Source organism: Paraburkholderia sp. GAS206C, from assembly GCF_050435645.1.
In the GTDB taxonomy this organism is placed as follows: Bacteria; Pseudomonadota; Gammaproteobacteria; order Burkholderiales; family Burkholderiaceae; genus Paraburkholderia; species Paraburkholderia phenazinium_B.
This window is the reverse complement of record NZ_JBNDKR010000001.1, coordinates 232,571-258,805: the sequence shown is the minus strand read 5'-3', so window position 1 is coordinate 258,805 and position 26,235 is coordinate 232,571. Positions and strand designations below refer to the sequence as shown.

Here is a 26,235-nt window from a genome sequence, read left to right as displayed (position 1 = left end):
CGTTCCCTGAAAACAATGTTTGGGTTCGGCCAACAATGAAGGGGCGCGGCGAGGCGCCCCTTGTGCTCAGACAGTGACGACGATCTTGCCGAACTGGCCGTTTTTCTCCAGATAGCGGTGCACCTCAACCATTTCGTCGAACTTGAAGGTGCGGTCGATCACTGGCTTGAGCGCGCCGCTTTCCAGCCCCTTCAGGACATATTCGACCGCGGCCTTGCGCCGGGCCTCGTCACCGCTCGTCAGCCAGATGTTGTGAGCTTTGACAGTGATGACCTTGGCGATCATGTCGAGGATCGGCAGCGGCGTGACATCGGTGCTGAGCGCGCCATAGATGTACAGGATGCCGTTGAAGGACAACGCCTCGACCAGCTTGGTCAAGGTCGGGCCGCCGACCGGGTCGAAGGCGACGCGTGCGCCGTTGCCGCCCGTGATGCGTTTGACCTCCTGCACCAGGTCGGTTTCTTCCGTGGCAATCACGTGTGCCGCGCCGGCGTCGAGCAACTGATGACGCTTTTCCGAGGTGCGTGTGAGCGCGATCGAGGTTGCACCCGCGTAATTGGCGATCTGGATCGCCGCAAGGCCCACGCTGCTCGAGGCCGCCGGAATGATGACGAAGTCGCCCTTCGTGACCTTGGCGTCTTCGATCAGCGCGCCGTATGCAGTGACGAACATCATCCACACCGAGGCGCCCTCAGCATAGGACAGCGACTTGGGATGCTTCACGACCGCATGTTCCGGCACGATGACGATTTCGCCGTACGTGCCGTAGCTGTTCATCGAAAACGACGGCATGACATTGACTTCGTCGCCGGCCGCGATCCCGTTCAACTCCGGTCCCACCGCATCGACGACGCCGGCGGCCTCGTACCCCAGAACGGCCGGAAACTTGACGGGCTCGATATAGTCATCGAGACGCCACATCGATTCGGCGCGGTTGATGCCGATTGCCTTCACTTTAATGCGAACTTCATGCGGGCCGGGGGCGCGCACCTGATGCTCGACGAATTCGAGCACTTCGGGAGCGCCGGCTTTGGCAAACTGAACTGTGCGTGACATAGAAACCTCGTGACGTGAGTGGATGCTGGTGGTGTCGTGCGTTGAGCGTTACGGCGAGTGCTCAGGAGCACACCGTCTCGGCTTCTTCGTAAGCCGGGAAGTCCGAGTAGTTCTTTTCGTCGCCGCCCCAGAACGCGGAGCGCACGTATGGCGTGAGCGGCAGGTTGTGCTGCAGGCGATAGGGCAGATCCGGGTTCGACGAGAAGTGACGACCGAAAGCCACCAGGTCGGTGTCGCCAGACGCGACGATCGCTTCGGCACTGGCGCCATCGAAGCCGCCTGCGGCGATGATCGGACCTGAGAAGTGCGGGCGCAGATACTTCACCGCCGCCGGTGCGTGACCTTCATGCAACGTGTCGTCTCCTTTGATGTGCGGTTCGATCACGTGAAGATAGGCCAAACCGTAACCGTCGAGTACTTTAGCCACGTAGCTAAAGGTGGCTTCCGGGTTGCTATCGGAGATACCGCCCCATTCGCCGGACGGCGAGATCCGCACACCTACGCGCTCGGCGCCGAACACCGAAATCGCCGACTTTTCTGGGAGTGAACAGGTGAGCCACGATCTTTCCGTTGCTGGGTAGATATATATTGCAAGCATGGATTGAAATCGGCTTCGGGTCGCCGTCCTGAGTGGACCGCCGTCCCGTCGCCGCCTGATCGGTAATGTAGTGAGGTCTTGTCGAAAGCTAAACGACTTTGTAAGCTGGCAGGCATGCCTATCAGGCATGGATCGAATTCGAGGGCCTATGGAACTACGCCATTTGCGGTATTTCATTGCGGTTGCCGAGACCGGCAGCCTGACGGTCGCGGCCGAGCGTCGGCTGTTCACTTCGCAGCCGTCCTTGAGCCGGCAGATCCGCGATCTGGAGGAGGAGGTCGGCGCCGACCTGTTTAGCCGCAGCGCGCGCGGGGTCGAACTGACGGCCGCAGGCAAGGCGTTTCTCGATCACGCGCGGCTCGCGCTCTCCCAGGTGGATGCAGCGGGCGAAGCGGCGCGGCGCGCGGCGCAGCCGAGCAAGCCGGTCTTTGCGCTTGGCTTTCTGACAGGGCAGGAAATGACGTGGTTGCCGCGCGCGATGCAGGTGCTGCGCGAGGAATTGCCGAAGGTCGACGTGACGGTGTCGAGCCACTACTCGCCGGATCTGGCGGACGCCCTTGCGCGCGGCAAGCTCGATCTCGCGTTTCTACGCGCGGAACCGGGCTTCGATCTCGACTATCGCGTCGTGAGCCAGGAGAAACTGGTCGTGCTGATGCCGAGCGATCACCGCCTCACTGAGCGGGCCACCATCCGACCCGGGGATTTCGCGGGTGAGCCTTTCATCATGGCGACCAACAAGGCCAAGGTGCTGCATCAGGTGATCTTGAAGTATCTGAAGGACAAGGCGATTGAGGTCGCGCCCGAACATGGTGTCGACAACCTCGCGATGGCGATGTCGTTAGTAGCCTCTACGCGCGGTCTCGCGCTGATGCCCGAGTACGCGAACAATCTGCTGCCATGGTCGGTGGTGAGCCGTCCGCTCGAAGGCGAGGCGCCGACGATCGATCTGGTGATCGGCTACAGCAAATCGAATACGTCTGCGGTGTTGAAGCTGTTTCTTTCGAGGGCGGATGAGTTATTGATGTAGTCGCTCGATGATCCCTCGCGCTGCGGCGGGATTGCGTTCCTTGAAGCCGCCGATCACGTAGAGGTATACGTCGTGTCCCTTTTTCGCGCCGGTGTCTGCTGCGACCGGTTCGAGGTCGTCCGGTACAGTGCCCGCGGCGAGCTGGCTGGCCCGTTCCGCCCATGCGTCGAGCGCCTTCTTCGAGTAGCCCTGGGCCTGATTTTCGGAAGTCCCCATGATCCGGGCGTACACGAAGGGCGCGGTGAGGTTGGCGATCTGCGGATGCTCGCCGTCTACCGCGAGCACGATAGCGACGCCGTATTTGCGCGCCAGCGCGACAAAGGCCTCGCTGCGGAAGCTCTCGTGCCGGACTTCGACCGCATGCCTCAACGTGAGCCCGTCCAGCTTTTTGGGCAGCAGCGTCAGAAATGCTTCGAAATCCTCTGCATCGAATTGCTTGGTTGTGGCGAATTGCCAGTTGATCGGCCCGAGCTTGTTTTTCAGGTGGGTGAGGCCGCTGGCGAAGAAGCGCTCCATGCTGTCACCGGCTTCTGCCAGCACGCGCCGGTTGGTTGCGTAGCGCGGCGCCTTGAGCGAGAACACGAAATCGTCGGGTGTCTCGTCGTGCCACTTCATGTAGCTCTCGGGCTTCTGCAAACCGTAGAAGGTGCCGTTGATTTCGATGGTGGTCAACTGGCGGCTCGCGTATTCCAGTTCGCGCTTTTGCGTCAGGTCCTCTGGATAGAACACGCCTCTCCATGGGGCGTACGTCCAGCCGCCAATGCCGACCCTGATCTGCGGTTTCGTGCGCGTTGCCATATGCGGTTGTCCTCGTTGTTTGGGGTGCCGCGTGGTGCGACGACTTTTCCAAGGGGCTCAGCAAGTTCGATGCCTTCCCTTATCCTGGCAAATCCGATTGCATGTGTCCATGAGTTGCGAGCGCGACCATGTCAAGAGTGGCGACTTTCACGCTAACGTATTGGAATTCAGGTTACATGGAACCTGAAACGCGAGGTGGCACGCTTGTGGAAGTCGACGCCATGTTGCTGGCCGGGTCCGCTGCTATCGTCGAGTTCATCCTCGCCTGCTATGGTCATGGTCGTTTGCTGACCACGATGCGCCTGTTCCATCCTCTCGACCTCACGCCTTATCCCAACATACTCGCGTACCTGCAGCGCATCGGTGCAAGGCCTGCTTATCAGCGGGCGATGGCCAAAGGCGATCCGGACTTGACGCCGATGTTGACCTGAAGTCACGGCCTTATCTCAAAACGGCATAGTTGTTATCTGTCATATAGCGTTGCGCGATACGGTCCGCGGTCGGCACACTTGATCCACAAATCAATTACCGCCAATCGCAACTGCGTTGCATGGGTGAGAGTCGGCGCTAAAGCGCCAACTCTCACCGACCGCGACAGGAGACATCTATGCGTACCCAAGTCGGCATCATCGGCGCCGGGCCGGCAGGCCTGCTTCTTTCCCATCTGCTTCATCTGCGTGGCATCGAGTCCGTCGTGCTCGAATCGCGCACGCGCGCGCAGATCGAATCCACCATCCGCGCCGGCGTGCTCGAGCAGGGCACCATGGATCTGCTCTGCGAGGCCGGTGTCGGCGCGCGCATGAAGGCCGAGGGCGCGCTGCATCATGGCTTTGAACTCGCTTACGAGGGCAAGCGCCGCCGGATCGACCTGACCGGACTAACGGGCCACTCGATCACCGTCTATGCCCAGCACGAGGTCATCAAGGACCTCGTGGCGGCGCGGGTGGAGGCGGGTGGCACCTTGCTGTTTAGCGTGTCGGATACTTCGATTCACGGTATCGATACCGATACGCCTTCGATCCGCTTTCGCCATCAAGGCGAGGCGTGCGAGCTTCAGTGCGACTTCGTGATTGGCTGCGACGGGTCGCAAGGAGTGTCGCGAGCGTCGATTCCTGCGGTCTTGCGCAAGGACTATGAGCGCGTCTATCCGTTCGGATGGTTTGGCATCCTGTGCGAAGGGCCGGCGTCTTCCGGCGAACTGATCTACGCGCGCCACGAACGGGGTTTTGCGCTGGTCAGTACCCGTTCGGCGAACGTGCAGCGGATGTATTTCCAGTGCGACCCGAAGGACTCCGTCGACAACTGGTCCGACGATCGCATCTGGGCCGAAATGCACGCGCGGGTCGATTCTTCCGACGGTCAGAAAGTGGTGGACGGCAAGATCTTCCAGAAGAACATTGTTGCCATGCGCAGCTTTGTCTCGACCACCATGCAGCACGGCAGGCTCTTTCTGGCTGGCGATGCGGCCCATATCGTGCCGCCGACGGGCGCCAAGGGCATGAACCTGGCGATCGCCGATGTGCGTGTGTTGACCGCTGCCTTGCGGGCCTTTTACGCGGAAAACCGCCGGGATCTGCTGGATAACTACAGCGCTACCGCGCTCAAGCGCGTCTGGCGCGCGGAGCACTTCTCGTACTGGATGACGCGCATGATGCACCGGCTCGACGATGCCTCGCCGTTCGAGCAGCAACTTCAGGTGGCGGAGCTCGAGCATGTCACTACCTCGCGGGCAGCGGCTACTGCGATGGCGGAGAACTATGTTGGCGTGGCGCCGGTGTGAACCTCGCGCATTCCTAGGCGCTGGCGGCCTTGTGTGCTGCCTTCGCCGCTTCTGCCGCTTGCGCCGCTTGTGCCTTTTCCAGCCGCCGGCTCGCTTCACCCACCTCATGCCGGAACTGCACCAGGGCGGCGAGCGCCGCATCGGGCGGCTGCAATGCCGCCCACAGCACCTCGATCAGACTGTCGGCAGTGGCTTCGATATCCGTGCGGCGATTGGCAAGCGTCGCATCCCACAGCACGTGTTCCATGGGTCCAAACACCATCGAGCGCAGCAGCCGTAACGGCACATCCGCACGAATCTGACCGGTTTCCTGGCCATGGGCGAGCACGCGCATCAGCGGTGCCGTGTAGCGCCGCTGCAGATCGGTCAACGCTTCGCTCAACTCGTGATGCCGCGCACGTCCCTCGGAAAGCACCAGCGCGCACAGATCCGTGCCGTTCACCAGCATCAAACGAAGATGCATGCGGACGATGAACGCGAATTGCTGCCTCACGCTGCCATCGCGCGGCAGACCCGTTTCAATTGCATCGATGATTTCGTCGTACCAGTCGCCGATCACCCGTGCGCACAACTCGCGCTTGCCGCGGAAATAACTGAACACGGTCGCCTCGGAGATGCCGAGCCGTTGCGCAATCTCTGCCGTGGTCGCACGTTCGTAACCCTTTTCGGAGAACACGTCGCGGCCCGCCTGAAGGATTTCCTTCACGCGTTGCTGCGATTTACGCCCTGCCGGCTCGCGGCGCGATGCAAGCGCCTCTGTCTTGGGTGTGGCCCTCGCCATGGCGGTCGGTGCAGGCTTCGATGCGGCCATCATATGAGTCCAGTTCAGTTTTGAGCCTTGGAGGCTGCCGGTGTGGGCGAGTTTAGCATGCTGAAACGGCGCTTTGGAGTACATTTACCGTATCTGAGTATCACTCAAAAATACCTATTGACGTATACGTAAATCTAGCGTGAAATTCGCTAATCCCACGTATTCCTGGAGACACTGCAATGAGTAACCTGCCCGGTTTGCAATTCCCGCTCGGTGAAGAGATCGAAATGCTGCGTGACAGCCTCGCGGGTTTTGCGGCGAAAGAAATCGCGCCGCGCGCCGCTGAAATCGACCGCACCGACCAGTTTCCGATGGACCTGTGGAAGAAATTCGGCGACCTGGGCGTGCTGGGCATGACGGTGTCGGAAGAGTACGGCGGCGCCAATATGGGCTATACGGCCCACATGATCGCCATGGAGGAAATCTCGCGGGCGTCGGCCTCGGTGGGTCTGTCGTACGGCGCGCATTCGAACCTCTGCGTGAACCAGATTCATCGCAACGGCACCGAGGCGCAAAAGCGGAAGTACTTGCCGAAGCTCGTGTCCGGCGAGCACGTCGGCGCACTCGCCATGAGCGAGCCGAACGCCGGCTCGGACGTGGTCAGCATGAAGCTGCGCGCGGACAAGAAGGGTGACCACTATGTGCTGAACGGCACCAAGATGTGGATCACCAACGGCCCGGATTGCGACACCCTGGTGGTCTATGCGAAAACCGATCTCGAAGCCGGCCCGCGCGGCATCACGGCGTTTATCGTCGAGAAGGGCATGAAGGGCTTCTCGGTGGCGCAGAAGCTCGACAAGCTCGGCATGCGCGGCTCGCACACGGGCGAACTGGTGTTCGAGAACGTCGAGGTGCCGGAAGAAAATATCCTCGGCCAGTTGAACGGCGGCGTGAAGGTGTTGATGAGCGGGCTCGATTACGAGCGCGCCGTGCTGGCAGGCGGCCCGACCGGCATCATGGTCGCGGTGATGGACGCGGTGGTTCCGTATATTCATGACCGCAAGCAGTTCGGCCAGTCGATCGGCGAATTCCAGCTGATCCAGGGCAAGGTGGCCGATCTGTACACCACGCTGCAGGCTTGCCGTGCGTATCTGTACGCGGTGGGTCGCCAACTCGACACAATGGGTTCCGAGCACGTGCGCCAGATGCGCAAGGACTGCGCCGGTGTGATTCTCTACACCGCTGAAAAGGCCACGTGGATGGCCGGCGAAGCGATCCAGATCCTCGGCGGCAACGGCTATATCAACGAGTACCCGGTGGGCCGTCTGTGGCGCGATGCGAAGCTCTATGAGATCGGCGCGGGCACCAGCGAGATCCGCCGTATGCTGATCGGCCGCGAACTGTTTGCTGAAACGGTCTGACTGGTGGCACCCGGTTGCCACTCAGTTGCCACTCAACCCGCCTGGTCGAACCGGGCGGCGAATAGAACAGCGGCGCTCAGGAGAGCCAAGCAATGCCGATCATCGAAACAAAGCTGAATCCCCGCTCGGACGATTTCCGCAACAACGCGGCTGCGCTCGAGGTGCTGGTTGCCGACCTGCGCGCCAAAGTCGAGAAGCTTGCGCTTGGCGGCGGGCAGGCCGCGCGCGACAAGCACGTGGGACGCGGAAAACTTCTACCGCGCGACCGGATCGCGCAACTGCTCGACCCGGGCACGCCGTTTCTGGAACTGTCGCAACTGGCGGCGTTCGGCATGTATAGCGACGATGCGCCGGGTGCCGGCGTGATCACCGGTATTGGCCGCATCGCCGGGCAGGAATGCGTGATTGTTTGCAACGACGCCACCGTCAAAGGCGGTACGTACTATCCGGTCACCGTGAAGAAACATGTGCGGGCGCAGGAGATTGCCGCTGAAAACCATCTGCCGTGCGTGTATCTGGTGGACTCGGGCGGCGCCAATCTGCCGAATCAGGATGACGTGTTCCCCGATCGCGATCACTTCGGGCGCATCTTTTACAACCAGGCGAACCTGTCCGCAGCCGGCATTCCGCAGATCGCGGTGGTGATGGGTTCGTGCACGGCGGGTGGCGCTTACGTGCCGGCGATGAGTGACGAGTCGATCATCGTCAAGAACCAGGGAACGATTTTTCTCGGCGGGCCGCCGCTCGTGAAAGCCGCGACCGGCGAAGTAGTGAGCGCGGAAGACCTCGGTGGCGGCGACGTGCACACGCGCCTGTCGGGCGTGGTCGATCATCTGGCGCAAAACGACGCGCATGCGCTGGGGATTGCGCGCAGCATCGTCGGTAATCTGAACCGTACCAAGCAGGTTCCGGTGGCGCTGCAGGAGCCGAAACCGCCGCGTTACGACGCGCAGAGCATCTACGGCGTGATCCCTGTCGATACGCGCAAGCCGTTCGATATCCGCGAGGTAATCGCGCGTATCGTCGACGACTCCGCTTTCGACGAATTCAAGGCCCGCTACGGCACGACGCTTGTCACTGGTTTCGCGCATATCTGGGGCCATCCGGTCGGCATTATCGCTAACAACGGCATTCTGTTTTCGGAGTCGGCTCTCAAGGGCGCACACTTCATCGAGCTGTGCTGCCAGCGCAAGATCCCGCTTGTGTTTCTGCAGAACATCACCGGCTTCATGGTGGGTCGCAAGTACGAAAACGAAGGTATCGCACGCAACGGCGCGAAGATGGTGACGGCCGTCGCGACGGCCAAGGTGCCGAAATTTACCGTGATCATCGGCGGCTCGTTCGGTGCGGGCAACTACGGCATGTGCGGTCGCGCGTATTCGCCGCGTTTCCTGTGGATGTGGCCGAACGCGCGCATCTCGGTGATGGGCGGAGAACAGGCGGCCTCCGTGCTGGCCACCGTTAAACGCGATGGGATCGAAGGCAAGGGCGGCGCCTGGAGTGCGGAGGAGGAAGAGGCGTTCAAGCAGCCGATCCGCGAGCAATACGAGCATCAAGGGCACCCGTACTATGCAAGTGCACGCCTGTGGGACGACGGTGTGATCGACCCGGCGCAGACCCGCGATGTGCTCGGCCTCGGACTGTCCGCGACAATGAATGCACCGATCGAAGACACGCGTTTCGGCGTGTTCAGGATGTAACGCGGCAGCTCGACGGAAGGAGCGAATCGATATGCAATACGAAACATTGATCCTGACGATAGCCGGTCAGGTAGCGACAGTCACGCTGAACCGACCCGATGTACGCAACGCATTCAACGAAACGATGATTGCCGAAGTGACCGCGGCGTTCCAGTCGCTCGACGGGCGCGACGACGTGCGAGCGGTCGTGCTGGCAGCAAACGGCAAGGCGTTTTGCGCGGGCGCGGATCTGAACTGGATGAAAAAGATGGCCGGTTACTCCGACGAGGAGAACCGTGCCGACGCAATGCGCCTCGCCGCCATGCTGTCGGCGATTTACCGCTGCAATAAGCCGGTGATCGCTCGCGTCAGTGGTGACGCCTACGCGGGTGGCATGGGCCTGATCTGCGCGTGCGACATCGTAGTGGCGCTGGATACCGCGCGCTTCTGCCTTTCCGAAGCACGCCTCGGTCTGATTCCCGCCACCATCGCGCCGTATGTGATCCGCGCGCTGGGCGAACAGGCCTCGCGTCGCTACTTCACCACCGCGGAATTGTTCGACTGCGCAACGGCGCTGCGCCTGGGCCTCGTCAGCGAATCGGTCAGTGAAGAGCAACTCGACGCCACCGTGAAGCAACTGGCCGACACGCTGTGCGCCAACGGCCCGCACGCCGTGCGAGCCTGCAAGCAACTCGTGCAGGACATCGCGGTGCGCGAACTGGATGAAGCGCTGATCGCGGACACGGCCTCGCGTATCGCGCGCGTGCGCGCCAGTGCGGAAGGTCGCGAAGGAGTGGCGTCGTTCCTCGAAAAGCGCACGCCGTCGTGGCGCACATGAGGCCTTGGGCAAGATGCCGCCGGACGCCACGATTACCCGCAGAACAACGGTCCTGAACGGGACACTTCATCGAGACACCTCATGTTCAACAAGATTCTGATCGCTAACCGCGGCGAGATTGCCTGCCGGGTCGCCGCAACCTGCAAGCGTCTCGGCATCGCGAGCGTAGCGGTGTATTCCGATGCGGACGCCAACGCGAAGCATGTCGCGGCGTGCGATGAGGCGGTGCATATCGGCGGCGCGACTGCGGCGGAGAGCTATCTGCGCTACGAACGCATCATCGCGGCGGCGCTCGCAACCGGCGCACAGGCGGTGCATCCAGGCTACGGTTTCCTGTCGGAAAACGAAGACTTCGCGCAGGCGTGCGCAGCCGCAGGCATTGCGTTCATCGGACCGCCGGTCGAAGCGATCGCGGCAATGGGCTCGAAAGCGGCTGCCAAAGCGTTGATGCATGCTGCTGCCGTGCCGCTGGTGCCGGGCTACCATGGCGACGATCAGGATGCCAAACTGCTGCAACGTGAAGCAGATGCAATCGGCTATCCGGTGCTGCTCAAAGCGAGCGCAGGTGGTGGCGGCAAAGGCATGCGCGTGGTCGAGCGCAGCGAAGACTTCGCGGCGGCGCTTGCATCGTGCAAGCGCGAAGCCGCAAGCAGCTTCGGCAATGATCGTGTGCTGATCGAAAAGTATCTGACGCGGCCGCGCCATGTCGAAGTGCAGGTGTTCGCCGATCAGCAGGGCGGCACCGTATATCTGTTCGACCGCGATTGTTCGGTGCAGCGTCGCCATCAGAAGGTGTTGGAAGAAGCCCCAGCGCCGGGCCTTGCCGCCGAGTTGCGGCGTGCGATGGGCGAAGCGGCGGTCGCGGCGGCGCGTGCGGTGAATTATGTCGGCGCCGGCACGGTTGAATTCATCATGACCGGTGCGAGCGACTTCTACTTCATGGAGATGAATACGCGCCTGCAGGTCGAGCACCCGGTCACCGAAATGGTAACGGGCCTCGATCTGGTGGAATGGCAATTGCGCGTAGCGTCAGGCGAGCCGTTGCCGCTGACACAAACGCAACTGAAACTCGATGGTCATGCCATCGAAGCGCGTATCTACGCCGAGCATCCGGCACGCGGCTTCCTGCCGTCGACGGGCACGCTCAAGCATCTGCGCATGCCTGAGGGCGTGGAGTTTGCGATCGGTTCGCCAGGGGTACCCGGTTCGCGCGCTGCGGTGCGGATCGATAGCGGCGTGCGCGAAGGCGACACGATTACGCCGTACTACGATCCGATGATTGCGAAGCTGATCGTCCACGGTGCGACGCGTGCCGAGGCGCTGGCGCGGATGAGCCGGGCGTTACGCGCTTGCGAGGTGGTGGGTCCGCATACCAATGTCGAGTTTTTGCAGCGTATCGTCACGAGCGAGCCGTTTTCCAGTGGAGATCTCGATACCGGCCTGATCGAGCGGCATCACGCTGCGTTGTTTGCGCCGGTGCAAAAGCCATTTCGCGAAGCCGTGGCGCTGGCCTGTGCGGCCTTGCTGACGCGTGAAGGCGGTACGGCCCATGGCGCATCGCCGTGGGATGCGCTGTCGCATTGGCGGTTAAATAGCGGCTATACGCAGACCCTTGCATGGCGCGACGTCGAAAACGAAAGCGCCTTTGCAGTGACGTTTGCTCGCGATGGCGGCGTGCAGACACTGGAACATGATGGTCAGCGCGACGGCTTTACGTGGTGGAGCGGAACAGGTGCACATGAGTTCGGTGCGACGATCGGCGACTCGCACGTCACCGGGCGCGTCTTCGTGGATGGCGACGTGTTCCATGTGTTCTGTCTGGGCGAGGCGTTGGCTTTCGAATGGCAAAACCTGCTCGCGCACGCGGCCGATGCCGAACATGGCGAAGGGCGCCTCACCGCGCCGATGCCCGGCAAGGTGATCGCGGTTCTTGTCGAACCGGGTGCGGTTGTCGAGAAAGGTACGCCGCTGATCGTCATGGAAGCCATGAAGATGGAGCACACCATCGGAGCGCCGGCGGCCGGTACGGTGTCGGAGGTGCTGTACGCGGTGGGCGATCAGGTAGCGGACGGTGCGCAGTTGCTGGTGCTGGATGTCGGCTGATTGCGCGTAGTCCAGACCGCTCAGGCAAGGTGCGGATACCCCAGGGCCCGCGCCTCGTTTTCCATCTGGTTGATGCGCGCATAGTCGCCTAGCGACAGGCGTGAAAATCCCTTGAGACGCAGTCGCTTCGCACGCATGGGTTGTGAAGCGAGGGCGTCGTCCAGCGCCGCGCGCATCGATTCGACGGTGCTCTGCGGCACATCGTTCGCGGCAATCAGCGGTAAGCCCGGCGATGCAGCTGTCCAGCCTGGCACTCGCACCTGCTGCGCGAGTTCGGGCAACTCGTCGCACATAAACGCAAACGTGACACAGTCGATTGCGGCGACATCCGCGCGGTTCTCCACCACCGCTCGCAGCGAGCCGAGGTGCGAACCGGTGCGGATGACTTCGCTAAAGAATCGACCGTGCTTTGCAAGCGGCGCCACCGCATGTCGGAATACATTCATGCCACTATTCGAATCGTCCTGGTTATAAGCAGCGCGTGTGCCGCGGTATGCGTCCAGAGAGTCGAACGGCGCGTTCGCTCGGGTGATCAACGCGCTCGAGTAGTTCGCGCCCGCACAGCCTGGCGCGTCGAATTGCGGCGTCGCAATCAATTGAACGTGACGCTGCAAACCGCTGACAAGCGGATAACCGCAGGTCTGGGATATCAGGAGGTCGGGGCGGCGCCACAGCGCATGCAGGTCTTCACCCGGATCGATCAGGGCGGCATGCGGGTCCACTGCCTTTAAAACGTCAGCAAGGAATGCGCGCCACTCGGCGGCGAGCGCGGGCGTGACGTTGTACATCGGAAGGGCGGCGACGCGGTTCATGAGGGTTCTCTTTTCTTGCGCAATTCGCGTAGTTCCGGTTCGTGTCTTTCGGCCCATTGCCACACTTCGCAGAATGCTGCGCACAGGCTCGTGCCCAGTTCAGTCAACGAGTATTCGACGCGTGGGGGAACCTCCGGATGCACGGTACGCAACACGAGTCCGTCGGCCTCCATTTGTCGCAACGTCTTCGTCAACATTCTTTGGCTGATCGAGCCGACCAGTTCGCCGACGCGCGTAAAACGCACTACGCCGTTCTGATTGAGCACCTCAAGGACGCACATCGTCCATTTGTCCGCGACGCGGCCGAGCACGTCGAGCACAAGTGCATCGAGTTCCGCTGAGGACGAGTGCCCGGTCGTCGATTTGAATACGACCCGTCGATTTTCTTTTTTGCCGTTCGCCATTGAGAATCCGCATTACGCACATTGATGTTCGTACCACACAAACCGGTGCCTACTTCCCGAATGAGAGTGCTTGCCATACGCTAGCACAACCTCATACAGGAGAACAGTCATGCAAATTAGCGGAAACACGATTCTGATCACCGGCGGCGGTTCGGGCATTGGGCGCGCGCTCGCGGAAGCATTTCATCGTCGTGGCAACAAGGTCATCGTCGCGGGGCGCCGCCAGTCCGCACTCGATGCTGTGCGCGAGGCCAATCCAGGCATCGAGACAGCCACGCTGGACCTCACGGATCCGCAAGACATTGCCCGCTTTGCGGCGCAAATCGCTCGCGACTATCCCACGCTGAACGCGCTCCTCAACAATGCTGGCATCATGCAGCCTGAAGACTGGCGTGCGGCCGATGTGAATACGAGTATCGCCGAGGCGACGATCGCCACGAACCTGCTCGCCCCTATCCGTCTCACTGCTGCATTGTTGCCACTGCTGCGTAAGCAGGCGAAGTCGACGGTGCTGACCGTGTCGTCGGGACTGGCATTCCTGCCGCTCGCCATCACGCCGGCGTACAGCGCCACCAAGGCAGCAATCCACTCGTTTAGCGAGTCACTGCGCTATCAGTTTAAGGGCACGAATGTGGATGTTGTGGAAATCGCGCCGCCTTACGTGCAGACCGAACTGATGGGCGAGCAACAGGCCAGCGACCCCAACGCGATGCCGCTTACGGAGTATATTGACGAAGTCATGTCGATTCTGGAGTCGCAGCCTGACGCGCACGAAGTGCTGGTCAAGCGTGTGCTCCCGCTGCGCTTTGCGGCAGAGCAGGGACGTGAAGGTTATGCAAAGCAGTTTGCCGGCTTGAACGATCACTTCGCTGGCAGCTAGATGTGTTGTATCAGATCGGGCTCAAACCATGAGATCAGACATCGCCGTTGTTCAGATCGAACGATTCTCCCAGTCCTGGGAGAGTGATGTCTGGTCGCTCATTTCGCAAGTCTGGGCGGAATTCGGCATTCACGACGACCCACGCGCGGAGAGTGATCTTGGCGATCTGGCCCACGCTTATCAAGAGGGTGCCAGCGGGTTCTGGATTGCGATCAGCGACAGCCGGGTGGTCGGTACCGCTTCCTTGAAAGACCTCGGCGACGGGTTGATTGCGGTGAAACGGTTCTATGTCCTCAAGGAATTCCGCGGCACCACGATAGGCACGGCGCAACGTCTTCTGGACCATCTCGTGCAGCATGCTCGTCAGAGTGGCGCAACAACTCTATGCCTCGGTACCATCGAACTAACCGTCGCTGCGCAGCGGTTTTACGAAAAAAATGGTTTCCAGAGAGTGCCACGTAGTGAGCTTCCCACTGAGCGGTTTGCGGCCGAGATCGATACGCTCTTTTATAAGTTGCCTCTGGCGTGAACCGCATCGGTATCGATAGCGCGGACGGTCGTTAGACTGTTCACCGCGCGGACTTCGGAGTGACTTCGTCAATCAAGGAGCTAGTAAGGCATCCGAATTGACGAATGCCTCACCACTCAACAACAGGTTCGACGTTCAACTTATAGTCAGGCAGTCCAGGCGTATTCGCCGAACATTTCCTCCAGCGGAGGATTGGCGACGCTGCCGGCATAGTTGGTGATGGTCGATGCGGCCACGACCAGGATGACTTCGAGCACCAGAGACTGGTCGAATCCGGCAGCCGTGAACGACGTGACATCGCGATCGTCGAGACGACCACGCTTTTCGATCAACGTACGTGCAAGACGCGAAAGCGCGGCGAGCTTGCTGTCTTGCGGCAAGCCGCGCGTACGGATCGCCTGGACGTCTGCTTCATGAAGGCCTTCCTTGAGTGCCAGGAACGTATGGAAGGCGACCGCCCAGGTGGAGCCGTTCGTGACGGCATTCGTCAGCAGAAGTGTCTGGATCTGTGCTTCCGTAAAGCTGCCGGTATGAACCTGCTGGAACACGCCGACCAGACCGTTGATCAGCTTCGGCGATCCGGCGATCGCGCCTGCAATATTGGGCACCATGCCAAACGCTTGCGCGAGTGCCTGCAGCGACGGCTTCGACTGTTCGGGTGCGGATTCGAGCGTATAAACGGGAAACTTAGCCATGATTTTTTCCTTAAGAGTTAAGTGCGTACGTTAGGTAGTGATCGCACGACAGACGTAGATTAAGTTTGTGCCGGTAATGCGCCAACTACCTCCGAAGTAATAGCGGCAGCGCGGCTGCGATTGTTCGATCAGATCGCATGATTCATCCTGGTTATCCAGCCTGATAAGAAGCGAAACCCTTTCTATACTCAGCCCAGAGGTGCCGGGTTTAGGCGCGAGCGAGCCGGGGTGCGGCTTGCGGGTCAAGCGGCGATGAACTGATAACGTAGGAGATTGACAATGCTCGGAAAGAACGCGGTCTGGCTGATTACTGGATGCTCGAAGGGTTTGGGCCGTGCACTTGCGCGACAGGCTTTGGAGTCGGGCTATCGGGTCGTCGTGAGTGCACGGGATGTGTCCGCTGTCGAAGACATCGTCAAGGAGCATCCGGCCGTCGCGCTGGCTGTCCAGCTCGACGTCACGAAACCCGACGAGGCGAAAGCCGCCGTCCGTGCTGCTGAGCGCCAGTTTGGCGCGGTGGACGTGCTGGTCAACAATGCCGGGTATGGATACCTCGGCGCGATCGAGGAAGGCGAGGATGCCGACGTCCGGGCGATGTTCGAGACGAACGTGTACGGCACCTGGAACATGATAAAGGCCGTCCTGCCAGGTATGCGCGAGCGTGGCCGTGGACATGTTGTCAACATCAGTTCGGTAGGTGGACTGACAACCTTCCCGGGCGTCGGGTTTTACCACATGGCAAAGTTCGCAGTGGAGGGGCTGTCAGAGACACTGGCCAAAGAGCTCGCTCCCTTTGGCCTGGGGGTGACCGTCGTTGAGCCAGGTGCTTTTCGCACCGATTTCCGCGGTGGCTCGATGAAGCAATCGAACGTGCGTCTTGCGGCCTATGCGGACACCGTCGGCAAGGCGCGGGACGGCGTGACGGCTGCGCACGGCAAGCAGCAGGGCGATCCCGTGCTCGGCGGCAAGGCGATCATAGCCGCGCTCGAAGCAGATAAGCCGCCATTGCATCTGGTGCTCGGTGGCGACGCGCTCGATCTGATTCGCAGCAAGCTCGACGACCTGGGTCGCGAGCTTGATACATGGGAAGAACTGACGAGAAGCACGAGCTTCAGGTAAGTCGACGAAGGTCAGGTGGCCGACTCGCGAAGTGCACGCAGAAAAGCCTCTCTATCCACTGACGACGGCAGCGCATCGGCGAGACGCGTATGGAAGGTGGCTGTGTCCGCGCCTCGTGCTGCGCGTCCTGCGACAATCCGCGCAATGGGGCCCACGTGCACCGCCAGTTGTCGCGTGGCGGCTTCGATATGAGCGGGATCGAGCGTCGCGGTCGCTGCGTGCGCGCTTTCGAAGGCCCGTGTCTCGCTCACAACTTGAAACGAAGAGCCTTGCCCTGACTCCATCAGATGCTGCTTGAGCATGGTGCCCCATTCGCGGCGAGCCGCTTCGTCGGGCAGATGTCGGGCCAACTGCGCGGCGAGCGCTCGTGAATCGGTCGCCTGCGATGCGGCGCGCCGCACCAGCAGCGAGGCGATCGGCCCAACGTGGCTGGCAAGCCGCTCCTCTAATGTAGCGAGAAAGCTGCCTGACAGGTCGGACGCGGCTACCGGCAGGGGTTCGAGCGCCTTGCGCGGCAGCTTCGCAGCGATCACGGTATGGTCAGGATCGAGCGTGTCCTTCAAGGTGTCGTGCAGGACAAGCAATGCGTTCCGCCAGCTCAGGGCAGTCGCGAAGCGCTGCTCGGGGCGCTTGGCGATCGCCTTCATCACCATGGCGTCGAGTTCAGCAGGAAGATCTGCCACGTGGCTGGACGGAGGCGACGGCATCTCGTTGATGACCTGGTGCATCATTGCCGCTGACGTTCCGCTGAATGGGCACTTACCCGTCAACATTTCGTAGAGAACGACACCGGCGGAGAAGAGATCGCTACGCGCGTCGATATTCCCGCCCGCATACTGTTCAGGCGACATGTAGCTCGGCGTGCCGATCATCATGCCTGCCTGGGTCAGACGCCCGGTATCGAGCTGGGCGATGCCGAAATCCGTCACCTTGCAGTCGCCGCGCGGCGTAATCAGAAGATTGGCGGGCTTGATGTCCCGATGGATGACCCCAAGCTCATGGGCATATGAGAGCGCATCCAGCAGTTGCGCGAACCAGCTCAGCGCCTCGAGCACCGGTATTGCACTCCCGCTGCGGACACGCCGGGCGAGACGTTGCGCGAGCGTTTCGCCCGGCACGTATTCCAGCGCGATGAATGCGACACCATGGGTCTCCCCGTAGTCGAATACGCTGACGATGTGCGGATGCACGAGACGCCCGGCGGCGCGCGCTTCGTTGAGAAAGCGTTCGGTCAATTCGCTGCCGGAAGGCCGATCGTCGCCGGTTCCTGTGTCGTCAAGCAGTGCAGAGCGAATGGTTTTCAACGCCACTTGCCGCTGGATATGCGGATCTGTGGCGAGATATACCGTGCCCATTGCGCCGCGGCCGAGCACCCGTTCGACCTGATAGCGGCCTATCTGCCGTGGCAAGCTGGCCGTGCGCGAAGTATCTTCGTGGTCCATGACGCGTCGCCTGGTTACCGTTGACCTTCCTCGAGAATCTCAAAGGCTGCGATGAGGCTCGTGCGCATCCGTCCGAACGAAACGGCCAACGATGCGATTTCATCGCGCCCGCCTGCCGGCAACGCAACGTCTCCTAACTTGCCAAGACTCACTTCGTCAGCCGCGCGTGACAGCATCTGCAGACGGCGCGTTACCAGAAAGTGCACCATGAGGTTGAGCACGACGAGCACAACCGCGAACACCGCGCTCAATGACACCATCAGGCTGCGCCACACCGCGTGACCGCGAGCGATCGACTCCGACATCGGCACCGAGACGAACTCCGCGCCAATGACCTCGTTCATGGTCCAGCCGAAGCCGTTCGCCGGACCATACTTGTCGAGCATCGTGCGCGGGGCCGCGGAGGGCGTGCTGTGGCATTGCATGCAGCTCGAATCGGTGATGCTGCTGGGGTGCGCGAGGAACAGCAACTGTTCGCCCCCAGGCGTGCGGCGTTGCCCCGTGATTTCCTTCAGTTCGGGATGGTCGTGAAGGTGGTTGATCACCTCGGTTTCCCAGTCAGTGGGCCGGTCGCGCGGATTGGTCGGGTTGACCATGGTCGAGCGGTACGAAAAGTTTGGAAACGCGCTTTGCAGCGTATTCAACATTTCGATTGCAGAATACGCCGGCACCGATTCTGGCACGAATGAATACTGGATCTGCGTTGCGAGCAATGGCGTGATGTGCTGGGCGGTGTAGTTTTGCACGGCGCCGGCGGCGCTCAACAGCACGTCGGCATCGTGACGTGTTTCCTCCAGCGCCTGCTGTTGCAGAACCCGATCGGCAACGAGACCGATAGCCGTGAGCCCGATCGCGAAGATCGCGATAAACACGAGATTGAACTTGATGGCGAGCGAGATCTTCATGGGTGTACGGAGTCGGAGGAATAGGGTGATCGCGGCTGGAATGCTGTGCTGCGCGCGAGGACACGTGGCGGCGGATAAACGAGCGGACGCCAGTCGGGCAGCTCACGGATGTTCTGCTTGATGGCGTGTTGAAACGCCCCATCGGAAAGACGTGCGCGGAACCGCGCCGTAAAACGTGTGGGCGGCGCAGTACGCACTGCCAGGCTGCTTGCGAGCCAGTCCGACACATCGGCGTAAGCGACGGGACGCATGTCTTTGGGCGGATCGTTGTGCACGGTGGTTAGCGCGGGGATGGTGCGCAATGCGTCGCGAAAGGCGACCGGCATCGACGCGATAAATGCGGAATCGGGTCGCGTCGCGAAAGTGACGGGTTCCTGTGCCGTGGAGTGCGTGGCGAAGCCGTGCGCGTCGACGCGTAATGACACCGGCTTGCCGTGCGAACCTGCAATTGCGCTGACGCTTGCCGTGCCGCTCTCGCAGAACACCGCGTCGGTGTCCTGATAGCCCGCGGCTTTCGCCGCAATCACGAGCGCCGTATCGGCTGCCGGCAAAAATCGGCTGCGCTCTGTTTCGATAACCGGTGCGGCGCAATCATTCGTGTTGCACGCATTGCGCACCTTCATCCATCCCTTTAGCAACGCGATATGCGCGTCGCGCGACAACATCACACGCGTGTCGTGACCCAGCGCGACGATGTTCCCCGCCTCGTCCTGAATCTGTATGCCGCCGCTTGCCGGTGTCTCGACGATGTCGTCCGTCCCGAAGCGTTGCCCGATGTCCGGCTGATACAGCCCCGTGTCGTGGATGGCGACCGGGCGTGCATCGGCACGCACGAGTTGCCACGCCGCTTGCGCCCGTGACGTAATCGCGACGAAGACGAGCAGGGCCAACAAGGTCTGTTTGCCACGCAATGCGCTGCTGGGTTGAGTTGAGAGTTTCATGTCCTGAAGCGCCATGACATCGACGAAGTACGGAGAAGGCGTCCCCATAAAACGCTCGAACGCGCGGTTTATTCCGTGGCCGCCGCGAATGACAAAGCGCGCAAATTTAAAGTGGTTGCGGAATATCCCCCAACTCTGGGGCGTTGTGTAGCCAGCGGGCGGGGATCACGCCGGCAAGCACAGCACCTGACGAACGCGGAAAAATTTAGACGGAATAGATCGCGACGCTGAGCGTTTTGTAGGTGCGGACAGCGTTCACCGTACAGATCGAGCGCATCGTCGAATCCATCACATGGTCAACACTGAAAGGAAGCAGCCAATGTCAACGAGGCAGAACAGTCAGAAATTTATTGGGCGCAACCGGGCGCCGCGCGTGCAGATCGAGTACGACGTCGAGCTGTATGGGGCGCAGAAGAAGGTACAGCTCCCGTTCGTGATGGGCGTGATGTCGGATTTGTCCGGTGCCAATGCCGCCGAGCTTCCTGCGATTGAAGCACGCAAGGCACTGGAGTTCGATGTCAGCAACTTCGATAGCCGCATGCAGTCGATGAAGCCGCGGGTGAGCCTGAGTGTGCCCAACACGTTGACGGGCGAAGGCCACCTCGCAGTCGACATGACCTTCGAAAGCATGGACGACTTCTCGCCTGCCGAGGTGGCGCGCAAGGTCGAACCGCTCAGGAAATTGCTCGAGGCGCGCACGCAGCTAGCCAATCTGGGCACGTATCTCGACGGCAAGTCGGGCGCAGAAAAGCTGATTGCCCAGGCGATCAAGGATCCGGCACTGCTGCAGGCACTGGGCGCGGTACCGAAAGCCGCTGATGAATCCGGGAAGGAGTGAGGCAAAGTCATGGAAAGCCAGAACCAGATCGAGCAAGGTGTACAGGGCGCCCTCACCGAGGTCAGCGAATTCTCGGCACTGCTGAGCAAGGAATTCAGGCCCAAGAATGAGCGCGCGAGGGAAGAGGTCGAAGCTGCGGTACGCACGCTGGCTGAGCACGTGCTTCAGGATTCCAACGTCGTATCCGACGATTTGACGCAGACTATCAATGCGTACGTCGCCGAAATCGATCGCAAGCTCAGCGAGCAGTTGAACCAGATTCTGCACGACGCCGGGTTTCAGCAACTGGAAGGCGCGTGGCGCGGGCTGCATCATCTCGTCACCAACACCGAAACGGATCCGCTGCTGAAGATCCGGGTGATGAACGTGTCGAAGAAAGAGCTTGCCAAAAATCTCAAGCGCTTCAAGGGTGTCGCGTGGGACCAGAGTCCTGTTTTCAAGCGCATTTACGAGGAGGAATACGGCCAGTTAGGCGGCGAGCCGTATGGCTGTCTGATCGGCGACTACTATTTCGACCACGGTCCGCAGGACGTGGAGTTGCTGCGCGGCATCGCGCAGGTCGCGGCGGCAGCGCATGCCCCGTTTATATCGGCGGCCGGCTCTTCTTTGCTGGGTATGGAGAACTGGAACGAACTCGCCAACCCGCGTGACCTGTCGATGATTTTCACGACGCCTGACTACGCCGCCTGGCGTTCACTGCGGGAAACGGACGATGCACGCTATCTCGCGCTGACGATGCCCCGTACCCTCGCTCGCTTGCCATATGGTGCGAAGACCGATCCGGTCGAAGAATTCGATTTCGAAGAAGACACGGAAGGCGCGGATTCGTCGAAGTACACATGGCAGAACGCAGCATATGCGATGGCGGTGAACATTAACCGCTCGTTCAAATACTACGGATGGTGTACGCGGATCCGCGGCGTCGAGTCGGGTGGTGCAGTCGAGAACCTGCCGGTTCATACCTTCCCCAGTGACGACGGCGGCGTGGACATGAAGTGTCCCACGGAGATCGCGATTACCGATCGACGTTCGGCAGAACTCGACAAGATGGGCCTGATGCCGCTCGTGCACCGCAAGAACACGGACATCGCGGCGTTCATCGGGGCGCAATCGGTCGCGAAGCCGGAAGAGTACGACGATCCCTCGGCCACGGCCAACTCGAATCTTTCGGCCCGCTTGCCCTACATGTTTGCCTGCTGCCGTTTCGCGCATTACCTGAAGTGCATTGTGCGCGACAAGATCGGCTCGTTCAGCACGCGGGAGCAGATGGAAAGCTGGCTTTCCAACTGGGTCATGAATTACGTGGATGGCGACCCCAAGAACTCCAGTGAAGAGACGAAGGCCCGCAAGCCGCTCGCTGCCGCGGAAGTCGTGGTGGAAGAAGTGGAAGGCAACCCCGGCTATTACACCTCGAAGTTTTTCCTCAAGCCGCACTACCAGCTCGAAGGGTTGACCGTTTCACTACGCCTCGTCTCGCGCTTGCCGTCTGCGCAGGCGGCCTGAGCTCACACGTAAGTCACTTTTAGTCGCTACCCGGAGGGCAATGCTCCGGGTCCAAAGGCCTGTCAGCCTGGCAGGCAAACTTTTACAGCACACAAGTAGAGGAATATATGGCATTCGACATGCACCTGAAATTCGGCTCTGGCGCGGTGACAATCCAGGGCGCCTCCGCCCATTCGAAGCACAAGAACCAGGTGCCCATCATCGCCTGGTCATGGGGCTGCAGCAATACCGGCAACCTGCACACCGGCGCCGGCTATGCGTCGGGCGGCAAGGCAAACATCCAGGACATTACCGTCACCAAGTACGTCGACGCCTGCTCTAACGCGCTGTTGCAGGCGTGCTGCACGGGTGCGCGAATCGATACCGCCTATCTATACGTGACGAACGCGACCGGTCAGCAGACCGACTACGTGACCATCGAGCTCAGCGAAGGCGTATTGGTCACGTCGGTATCGACCGGTGGCAGCGGCGGCGACGAGCGGCTGACCGAAAACATCACCTTGCACTTCGGCAAGTTCAAGTATTCGTTCCAGCCTCAGGACGATACGGGCAAGGCGAGCGGTGGCACCAAGGATTTCACCTACGACATCCAGCAGGTCACCAAGGAATAAGCCAGCCGGCGCAATACCGGGGGTCCGTCCGGATCCCCTAATGTTACGGAGCCCGCCGCATGGCAGAGCTGACACCCCAGGAGCGCCTGCAGCCTTCGCTGCTCGACCGGTTGACCGACCTTGCTCCTGCACAGCGTGAAGAGAGTCGGGAGGAGCGTGTTATCACCGCGCTGCGTCTTCGCGAGTACGTGACTCGCGATATCGCCTGGCTGCTCAACTGCACGCGTCAATGGAGCAGCGAAGAATCCGCGGGTTTCACGCACGCGGGTAAGTCAGTTCTGAACTTCGGGATTCCTGATCTTACCGGTACGGCCTTGTCGGGCATCGACATCGCGCTGTTGCAGGAGCGTATCCGCTCGGCGCTGCGCGATTTCGAGCCGCGTCTGATCGCCGGTACGGTTCAGGTCAGTGTCGAGCCGGACCATGCCCGCATGGACAGCCGCTCGCTGCGTTTCCGGATCGAAGCGGACATGTGGGCGCAGCCGATGCCGCTTAGCCTGTATCTGCGCACCGACGTCGATCTCGAGACTGGCGAGTTTCACGTCTCGCAACTTTTCGGCTGAATGTAATGGATCCACGACTCTTACGCTATTACAACCGCGAGCTCCAGCATGTCCGGGAAATGGGTGCGGAATTCGCGAGCGAGCACCCCAAAATCGCGGGGCGGCTCGGGCTGGAAGGGTTCGAATGCGCGGACCCGTATGTCGAGCGTTTGCTCGAAGGATTCGCGTTTATGGCTGCACGCGTGCAGTTGAAGATCGACGCGCAGTTCCCGGTGTTCACGCAACATCTGCTGGAGATGATCTACCCGCACTACCTGACGCCGGTACCGTCGATGGCAGTAGTGCAGTTTCATCCGGATGAGGCTGAAGACTTGCCGGCGGCCGGCCACCCGATCGCGCGGCATACCGTGATGCGCAGCCTCACTGGCTTCGGCGAGCGGACAGCCTGCGAGTACCGTACCGCGCACGAAGTCACGCTGTGGCCGCTCGCGATTGCCGAGGCGAGATACTTCGACACACCCGCGGCGCTGGCCGCCGCAGGGCTCGTGCCGCCACCCGGCACGCAGGCGCGCGCGGGTTTGCGGTTGAAGTTCAGGACGCTCTCGGGTGTGCCGGCGAAGGCCCTCGCGCTCGATCGTTTGCCCGTCTTTCTCGGCGGCGCCGACGATTTGCCGCGTCTGGTCTATGAGCAACTTCTGGCCAATGGCGCCGGATATACGGTGCGTGCGGCTGCGCAGGACGGGACGGCCGTCGAGGTGCATCGCGAGGCCTCAGCGCTGCGCGCAGCGGGCTTCGACGAGGATGAGTCGCTGCTGCCGTACGGAGGCCGTTCGTTCAGCGGTTATCGTCTGCTGCAGGAATACTTTGCCTGTCCGGAGCGCTTCCTGTTCGTCGAGTTCACTGGCCTGCGCACGCTGCTTGCGCGTGCCGCCGGCAACGAGTTCGAGATCGTGGTGTGGCTCGACCGCAGCGTCGCGCGTCTGCATAACGCCATCCATGCCAGCAATTTCCGGCTCTTCTGCACACCGGCAGTCAATCTGTTCGAACGCCGCGCAGACCGTATCCATCTGCAGCAAGGGGCCACGGAATATCACGTGCTGGGGGACCGGACGCGCCCGATGGACTTCGAAGTGCATAGCGTGCTGGACGTGCAGGGTTACGGCGATCGTCAGGAGCCCGAGCAAAGTTTCCGGCCGTTCTACGACAGCACCGCGCGGACATGGCACAGTCCGCAGTCCGCGTTCTATACGCTACGTCGCGAGCCGCGCGTGCTATCGAGCCGTCAGAAGCAGCGGGGCGCGCGCTCCAGCTACGTCGGCAGCGAGACCTTTATCGCGCTGGTGGACGCGAACGACGCGCCCTATGCGACCTCGTTGCGTCAATTGGGCTTGCGCCTGCTGTGCACGAATCGCGATCTGCCGTTGCATATGCCGGTGGGCAAGTCGTACACGGACTTCACGCTGGATACGGATGCGCCGGTGGCGTCGATCCGCTGCGTGGCCGGGCCGACCCGGCCGCGTGCGCCCACCGCGACAGGCGAATCCGCCTGGCGTCTGATCAGCCATCTGCAACTGAACTACCTGTCGCTGCTCGATGAGGAGGGTGAAGCAGGTGCAACTGCCTTGCGCGAAATGCTCAGTCTGTATCACGACCAGTTCGATGCCGCCACGCGCCGCCAGATCGAAGGCATCAAGCACGTTGCGGCCGTGCCGGTCACGCGCCGCATTCCTGTGCCGGGACCGGTCACTTATGGCCGCGGCCTGGAAGTCACGCTGACCTGCGACGATGCGGCTTTCGAGGGCAGCGGCGCATTTCTGCTTGCTTCGGTTCTGCAGCACTTCTTTGCGCGCTACGTTTCGCTGAATTCGTTTGTCGAGACAGTGTTGCGCACACTCGAACGAAACGAGGTTGCCCGATGGCACGCGAATCCCGGCAAACGGCCGATCCTCTAGCGCTCGAGGCGGCGCTGCGCGCGCGGCCCGAAGCATTCGAGTTCTTCGAGGCCATGCGGCTTCTCGAATGTGCGTACCCGGCGTTGCCCAGGCTCGGACACTCCACGCGGCCGGCCGAAGATCCGGTGCGGCTGGGTCATGCGGTTTCGCTGGAATTTCCGGCGCGCAGCATCGAGCGCTTCGAAGCACGCACCGCTGATCGACCTGGACGGCTTTATGGGCTGTTTCTCGGCCTGTTCGGTCCGTATGGACCTCTGCCGTTGCATCTGACCGAACATGCCGTGGACCGCGAGCGCAATGCGAAAGATCGCACGCTGGTCGCGTTTGCCGACGTGTTTCATCATCGGATGCTGAGTCTCTTCTATCGCGCGTGGGCCGATGCGCAACCGACCGTGCAGATGGATCGTCCGGAAGAGGACCGGTTTCGCACCTATATCGGTGCGCTGATCGGCATCGCTACGCCGCATCTGGAGAAACGCGATGCATTGCCCGATGAGTACAAGCGCTTCTTCGCTGGGCTCCTTGTCGCGCAGTCGCGCAACGCCGAGGGACTCATGAGCTTTCTCGAGCATTACTTCGGCGTGCCTGTGCGTGTGATCGAGTTTGTCGCGGGCTGGATGAAGCTGCCGCGCGATGCCTGTCTGCACATGGGGCGCGGCATGGCTTCGTTGGGCAGAGACGCACTGCTTGGCGCACATGTGCGAGGCGCGCAAGAGCGTTTCCGGCTGCGTATCGGGCCGCTGGACCGCAACGAATTCAACCGCTTCCTGCCCGGCAGCGACGCGCTACGGCAACTGGTGGCCGCGGTGAGGATGTATGTCGGCGACGAGAAGGGATGGGATCTGCAACTCGTCCTGAAGAAAGAGGACGTACCGCTGACTTACCTCGGCAAGGCCGGCCGCATGGGCTTCAACACCTGGATGGGTCGTTATCCGAAGCCCGCCGATGCGGACGAAGTCGTACTGAGGCCCGTGAAATAAAGTCCGCGCCGCAGTGGCGCGCGCATCGTTCAACCCAACGGCGGCCGTACGTCGGCTGCCTCACGTTATA

Annotated in this window: 25 protein-coding genes and 1 pseudogene; 16 read left to right on the top strand and 10 right to left on the bottom strand. The window is 61.3% G+C overall.

What is annotated here, in order from left to right; genetic code table 11:
• Nucleotides 1-66: 66 nt before the first annotated feature.
• On the bottom strand, nt 67-1,056 hold the full coding sequence (locus P3T20_RS01225) for a zinc-dependent alcohol dehydrogenase family protein (protein WP_429285798.1): 990 nt from the start codon (nt 1,054-1,056) through the stop codon (nt 67-69).
• Nucleotides 1,057-1,117: 61 nt separating this feature from the next.
• Nucleotides 1,118-1,591 (bottom strand): annotated as a pseudogene (locus P3T20_RS01220) (alkene reductase); the annotation flags it as partial.
• Nucleotides 1,592-1,802: 211 nt separating this feature from the next.
• Between P3T20_RS01220 and P3T20_RS01215 the strand changes: the two are divergent.
• Nucleotides 1,803-2,681 (top strand): LysR family transcriptional regulator, encoded by an 879-nt coding sequence (locus P3T20_RS01215; protein WP_074268824.1) that lies wholly within the window; start codon nt 1,803-1,805, stop codon nt 2,679-2,681.
• On the opposite strand, the gene P3T20_RS01210 is transcribed toward P3T20_RS01215, so the two are convergent.
• A complete protein-coding gene (locus tag P3T20_RS01210) occupies nt 2,670-3,479 on the bottom strand; it encodes a DUF72 domain-containing protein (protein ID WP_429285797.1) in 810 nt (269 codons plus the stop codon). The two genes, P3T20_RS01215 and P3T20_RS01210, sit on opposite strands and share 12 nt — an antisense overlap.
• Before the next feature lie 176 nt (nt 3,480-3,655).
• On the opposite strand from P3T20_RS01210, the gene P3T20_RS01205 reads away from it, so the two are divergent.
• Both P3T20_RS01205 and P3T20_RS01200 read left to right on the top strand, forming a co-directional pair.
• Nucleotides 3,656-3,910, top strand: a complete 255-nt coding sequence (locus P3T20_RS01205) for a hypothetical protein (protein WP_429285796.1) — start codon at nt 3,656-3,658, stop codon at nt 3,908-3,910.
• Between the two features lie 176 nt (nt 3,911-4,086).
• Nucleotides 4,087-5,259, top strand: a complete 1,173-nt coding sequence (locus P3T20_RS01200; RefSeq protein ID WP_429285795.1) for a 4-hydroxybenzoate 3-monooxygenase — start codon at nt 4,087-4,089, stop codon at nt 5,257-5,259.
• Between the two features lie 13 nt (nt 5,260-5,272).
• On the opposite strand, the gene P3T20_RS01195 is transcribed toward P3T20_RS01200, so the two are convergent.
• A complete protein-coding gene (locus P3T20_RS01195) occupies nt 5,273-6,040 on the bottom strand; it encodes a TetR/AcrR family transcriptional regulator (RefSeq protein ID WP_429286180.1) in 768 nt (255 codons plus the stop codon).
• A 209-nt stretch (nt 6,041-6,249) separates the two neighbouring features.
• Between P3T20_RS01195 and P3T20_RS01190 the strand changes: the two genes are divergently transcribed.
• The 4 genes from P3T20_RS01190 (at nt 6,250) to P3T20_RS01175 (ending at nt 12,051) form a co-directional block, all read left to right on the top strand.
• Nucleotides 6,250-7,431, top strand: a complete 1,182-nt coding sequence (locus P3T20_RS01190) for an isovaleryl-CoA dehydrogenase (RefSeq protein WP_429285794.1) — start codon at nt 6,250-6,252, stop codon at nt 7,429-7,431.
• Nucleotides 7,432-7,523: 92 nt separating this feature from the next.
• Nucleotides 7,524-9,131, top strand: a complete 1,608-nt coding sequence (locus P3T20_RS01185) for a carboxyl transferase domain-containing protein (protein ID WP_429285793.1) — start codon at nt 7,524-7,526, stop codon at nt 9,129-9,131.
• 31 nt (nt 9,132-9,162) lie between these two features.
• On the top strand, nt 9,163-9,948 hold the full coding sequence (locus P3T20_RS01180; protein ID WP_429285792.1) for an enoyl-CoA hydratase/isomerase family protein: 786 nt from the start codon (nt 9,163-9,165) through the stop codon (nt 9,946-9,948).
• An 81-nt stretch (nt 9,949-10,029) separates the two neighbouring features.
• Nucleotides 10,030-12,051, top strand: a complete 2,022-nt coding sequence (locus P3T20_RS01175; RefSeq protein ID WP_429285791.1) for an acetyl/propionyl/methylcrotonyl-CoA carboxylase subunit alpha — start codon at nt 10,030-10,032, stop codon at nt 12,049-12,051.
• 20 nt (nt 12,052-12,071) lie between these two features.
• On the opposite strand, the gene P3T20_RS01170 is transcribed toward P3T20_RS01175, so the two are convergent.
• On the bottom strand, nt 12,072-12,863 hold the full coding sequence (locus tag P3T20_RS01170; protein WP_429285790.1) for a phosphate/phosphite/phosphonate ABC transporter substrate-binding protein: 792 nt from the start codon (nt 12,861-12,863) through the stop codon (nt 12,072-12,074).
• Complete coding sequence (locus tag P3T20_RS01165; RefSeq protein WP_074268815.1) at nt 12,860-13,267, bottom strand: winged helix-turn-helix transcriptional regulator; 408 nt, start codon at nt 13,265-13,267, stop codon at nt 12,860-12,862. Before P3T20_RS01165 ends, P3T20_RS01170 begins: the two co-directional genes overlap by 4 nt.
• A 109-nt stretch (nt 13,268-13,376) precedes the next feature.
• On the opposite strand from P3T20_RS01165, the gene P3T20_RS01160 reads away from it, so the two are divergent.
• Together P3T20_RS01160 and P3T20_RS01155 are read left to right on the top strand one after the other, a co-directional pair.
• Nucleotides 13,377-14,147, top strand: a complete 771-nt coding sequence (locus P3T20_RS01160; protein WP_429285789.1) for an SDR family oxidoreductase — start codon at nt 13,377-13,379, stop codon at nt 14,145-14,147.
• Nucleotides 14,148-14,175: 28 nt separating this feature from the next.
• Nucleotides 14,176-14,676, top strand: a complete 501-nt coding sequence (locus P3T20_RS01155; RefSeq protein ID WP_429285788.1) for a GNAT family N-acetyltransferase — start codon at nt 14,176-14,178, stop codon at nt 14,674-14,676.
• 146 nt (nt 14,677-14,822) lie between these two features.
• Here P3T20_RS01155 and P3T20_RS01150 read toward each other — a convergent pair whose 3' ends face one another.
• Nucleotides 14,823-15,371, bottom strand: coding sequence for a carboxymuconolactone decarboxylase family protein (locus P3T20_RS01150; RefSeq protein WP_429285787.1), 549 nt, complete (start codon nt 15,369-15,371; stop codon nt 14,823-14,825).
• Between the two features lie 279 nt (nt 15,372-15,650).
• Between P3T20_RS01150 and P3T20_RS01145 the strand changes: the two genes are divergently transcribed.
• The gene (locus P3T20_RS01145; RefSeq protein ID WP_429285786.1) at nt 15,651-16,490 is read left to right on the top strand and encodes an oxidoreductase; all 840 of its coding nucleotides are present in this window, start codon (nt 15,651-15,653) and stop codon (nt 16,488-16,490) included.
• A gap of 11 nt (nt 16,491-16,501) precedes the next feature.
• Here the strand turns inward: P3T20_RS01145 and P3T20_RS01140 are convergent, their stop codons facing one another.
• The 3 genes from P3T20_RS01140 to P3T20_RS01130 are packed head-to-tail and all read right to left on the bottom strand — an operon-like array spanning nt 16,502 to nt 19,778.
• Complete coding sequence (locus P3T20_RS01140) at nt 16,502-17,932, bottom strand: serine/threonine-protein kinase (RefSeq protein WP_429285785.1); 1,431 nt, start codon at nt 17,930-17,932, stop codon at nt 16,502-16,504.
• Nucleotides 17,933-17,946: 14 nt separating this feature from the next.
• Nucleotides 17,947-18,837: a c-type heme family protein gene (locus tag P3T20_RS01135; RefSeq protein WP_429285784.1), complete on the bottom strand. Its 891-nt coding sequence runs from the start codon at nt 18,835-18,837 to the stop codon at nt 17,947-17,949.
• Nucleotides 18,834-19,778: a hypothetical protein gene (locus P3T20_RS01130; protein ID WP_429285783.1), complete on the bottom strand. Its 945-nt coding sequence runs from the start codon at nt 19,776-19,778 to the stop codon at nt 18,834-18,836. The genes P3T20_RS01135 and P3T20_RS01130 overlap by 4 nt, the downstream gene beginning before the upstream one ends.
• A 319-nt stretch (nt 19,779-20,097) precedes the next feature.
• Here P3T20_RS01130 and tssB point away from each other — a divergent pair, with 319 nt between their 5' ends.
• The 6 genes from tssB to tssG all read left to right on the top strand — a co-directional run bounded on the left by tssB (nt 20,098) and on the right by tssG (nt 26,165).
• On the top strand, nt 20,098-20,616 hold the full coding sequence (gene tssB / locus P3T20_RS01125; protein ID WP_074268809.1) for a type VI secretion system contractile sheath small subunit: 519 nt from the start codon (nt 20,098-20,100) through the stop codon (nt 20,614-20,616).
• Between the two features lie 9 nt (nt 20,617-20,625).
• Entirely contained in the window at nt 20,626-22,119 is a 1,494-nt protein-coding gene (tssC, locus tag P3T20_RS01120; RefSeq protein ID WP_429285782.1) for a type VI secretion system contractile sheath large subunit, read from the top strand.
• Nucleotides 22,120-22,226: 107 nt separating this feature from the next.
• The gene (locus P3T20_RS01115; RefSeq protein ID WP_074268807.1) at nt 22,227-22,730 is read left to right on the top strand and encodes an Hcp family type VI secretion system effector; all 504 of its coding nucleotides are present in this window, start codon (nt 22,227-22,229) and stop codon (nt 22,728-22,730) included.
• 59 nt (nt 22,731-22,789) lie between these two features.
• Nucleotides 22,790-23,293, top strand: coding sequence for a type VI secretion system baseplate subunit TssE (tssE, locus tag P3T20_RS01110; protein ID WP_074268806.1), 504 nt, complete (start codon nt 22,790-22,792; stop codon nt 23,291-23,293).
• Nucleotides 23,294-23,298: 5 nt separating this feature from the next.
• Entirely contained in the window at nt 23,299-25,185 is a 1,887-nt protein-coding gene (tssF, locus tag P3T20_RS01105) for a type VI secretion system baseplate subunit TssF (protein WP_429285781.1), read from the top strand.
• Nucleotides 25,149-26,165, top strand: a complete 1,017-nt coding sequence (gene tssG, locus P3T20_RS01100) for a type VI secretion system baseplate subunit TssG (RefSeq protein ID WP_429285780.1) — start codon at nt 25,149-25,151, stop codon at nt 26,163-26,165. Before tssF ends, tssG begins: the two co-directional genes overlap by 37 nt.
• Nucleotides 26,166-26,235: the final 70 nt, after the last annotated feature.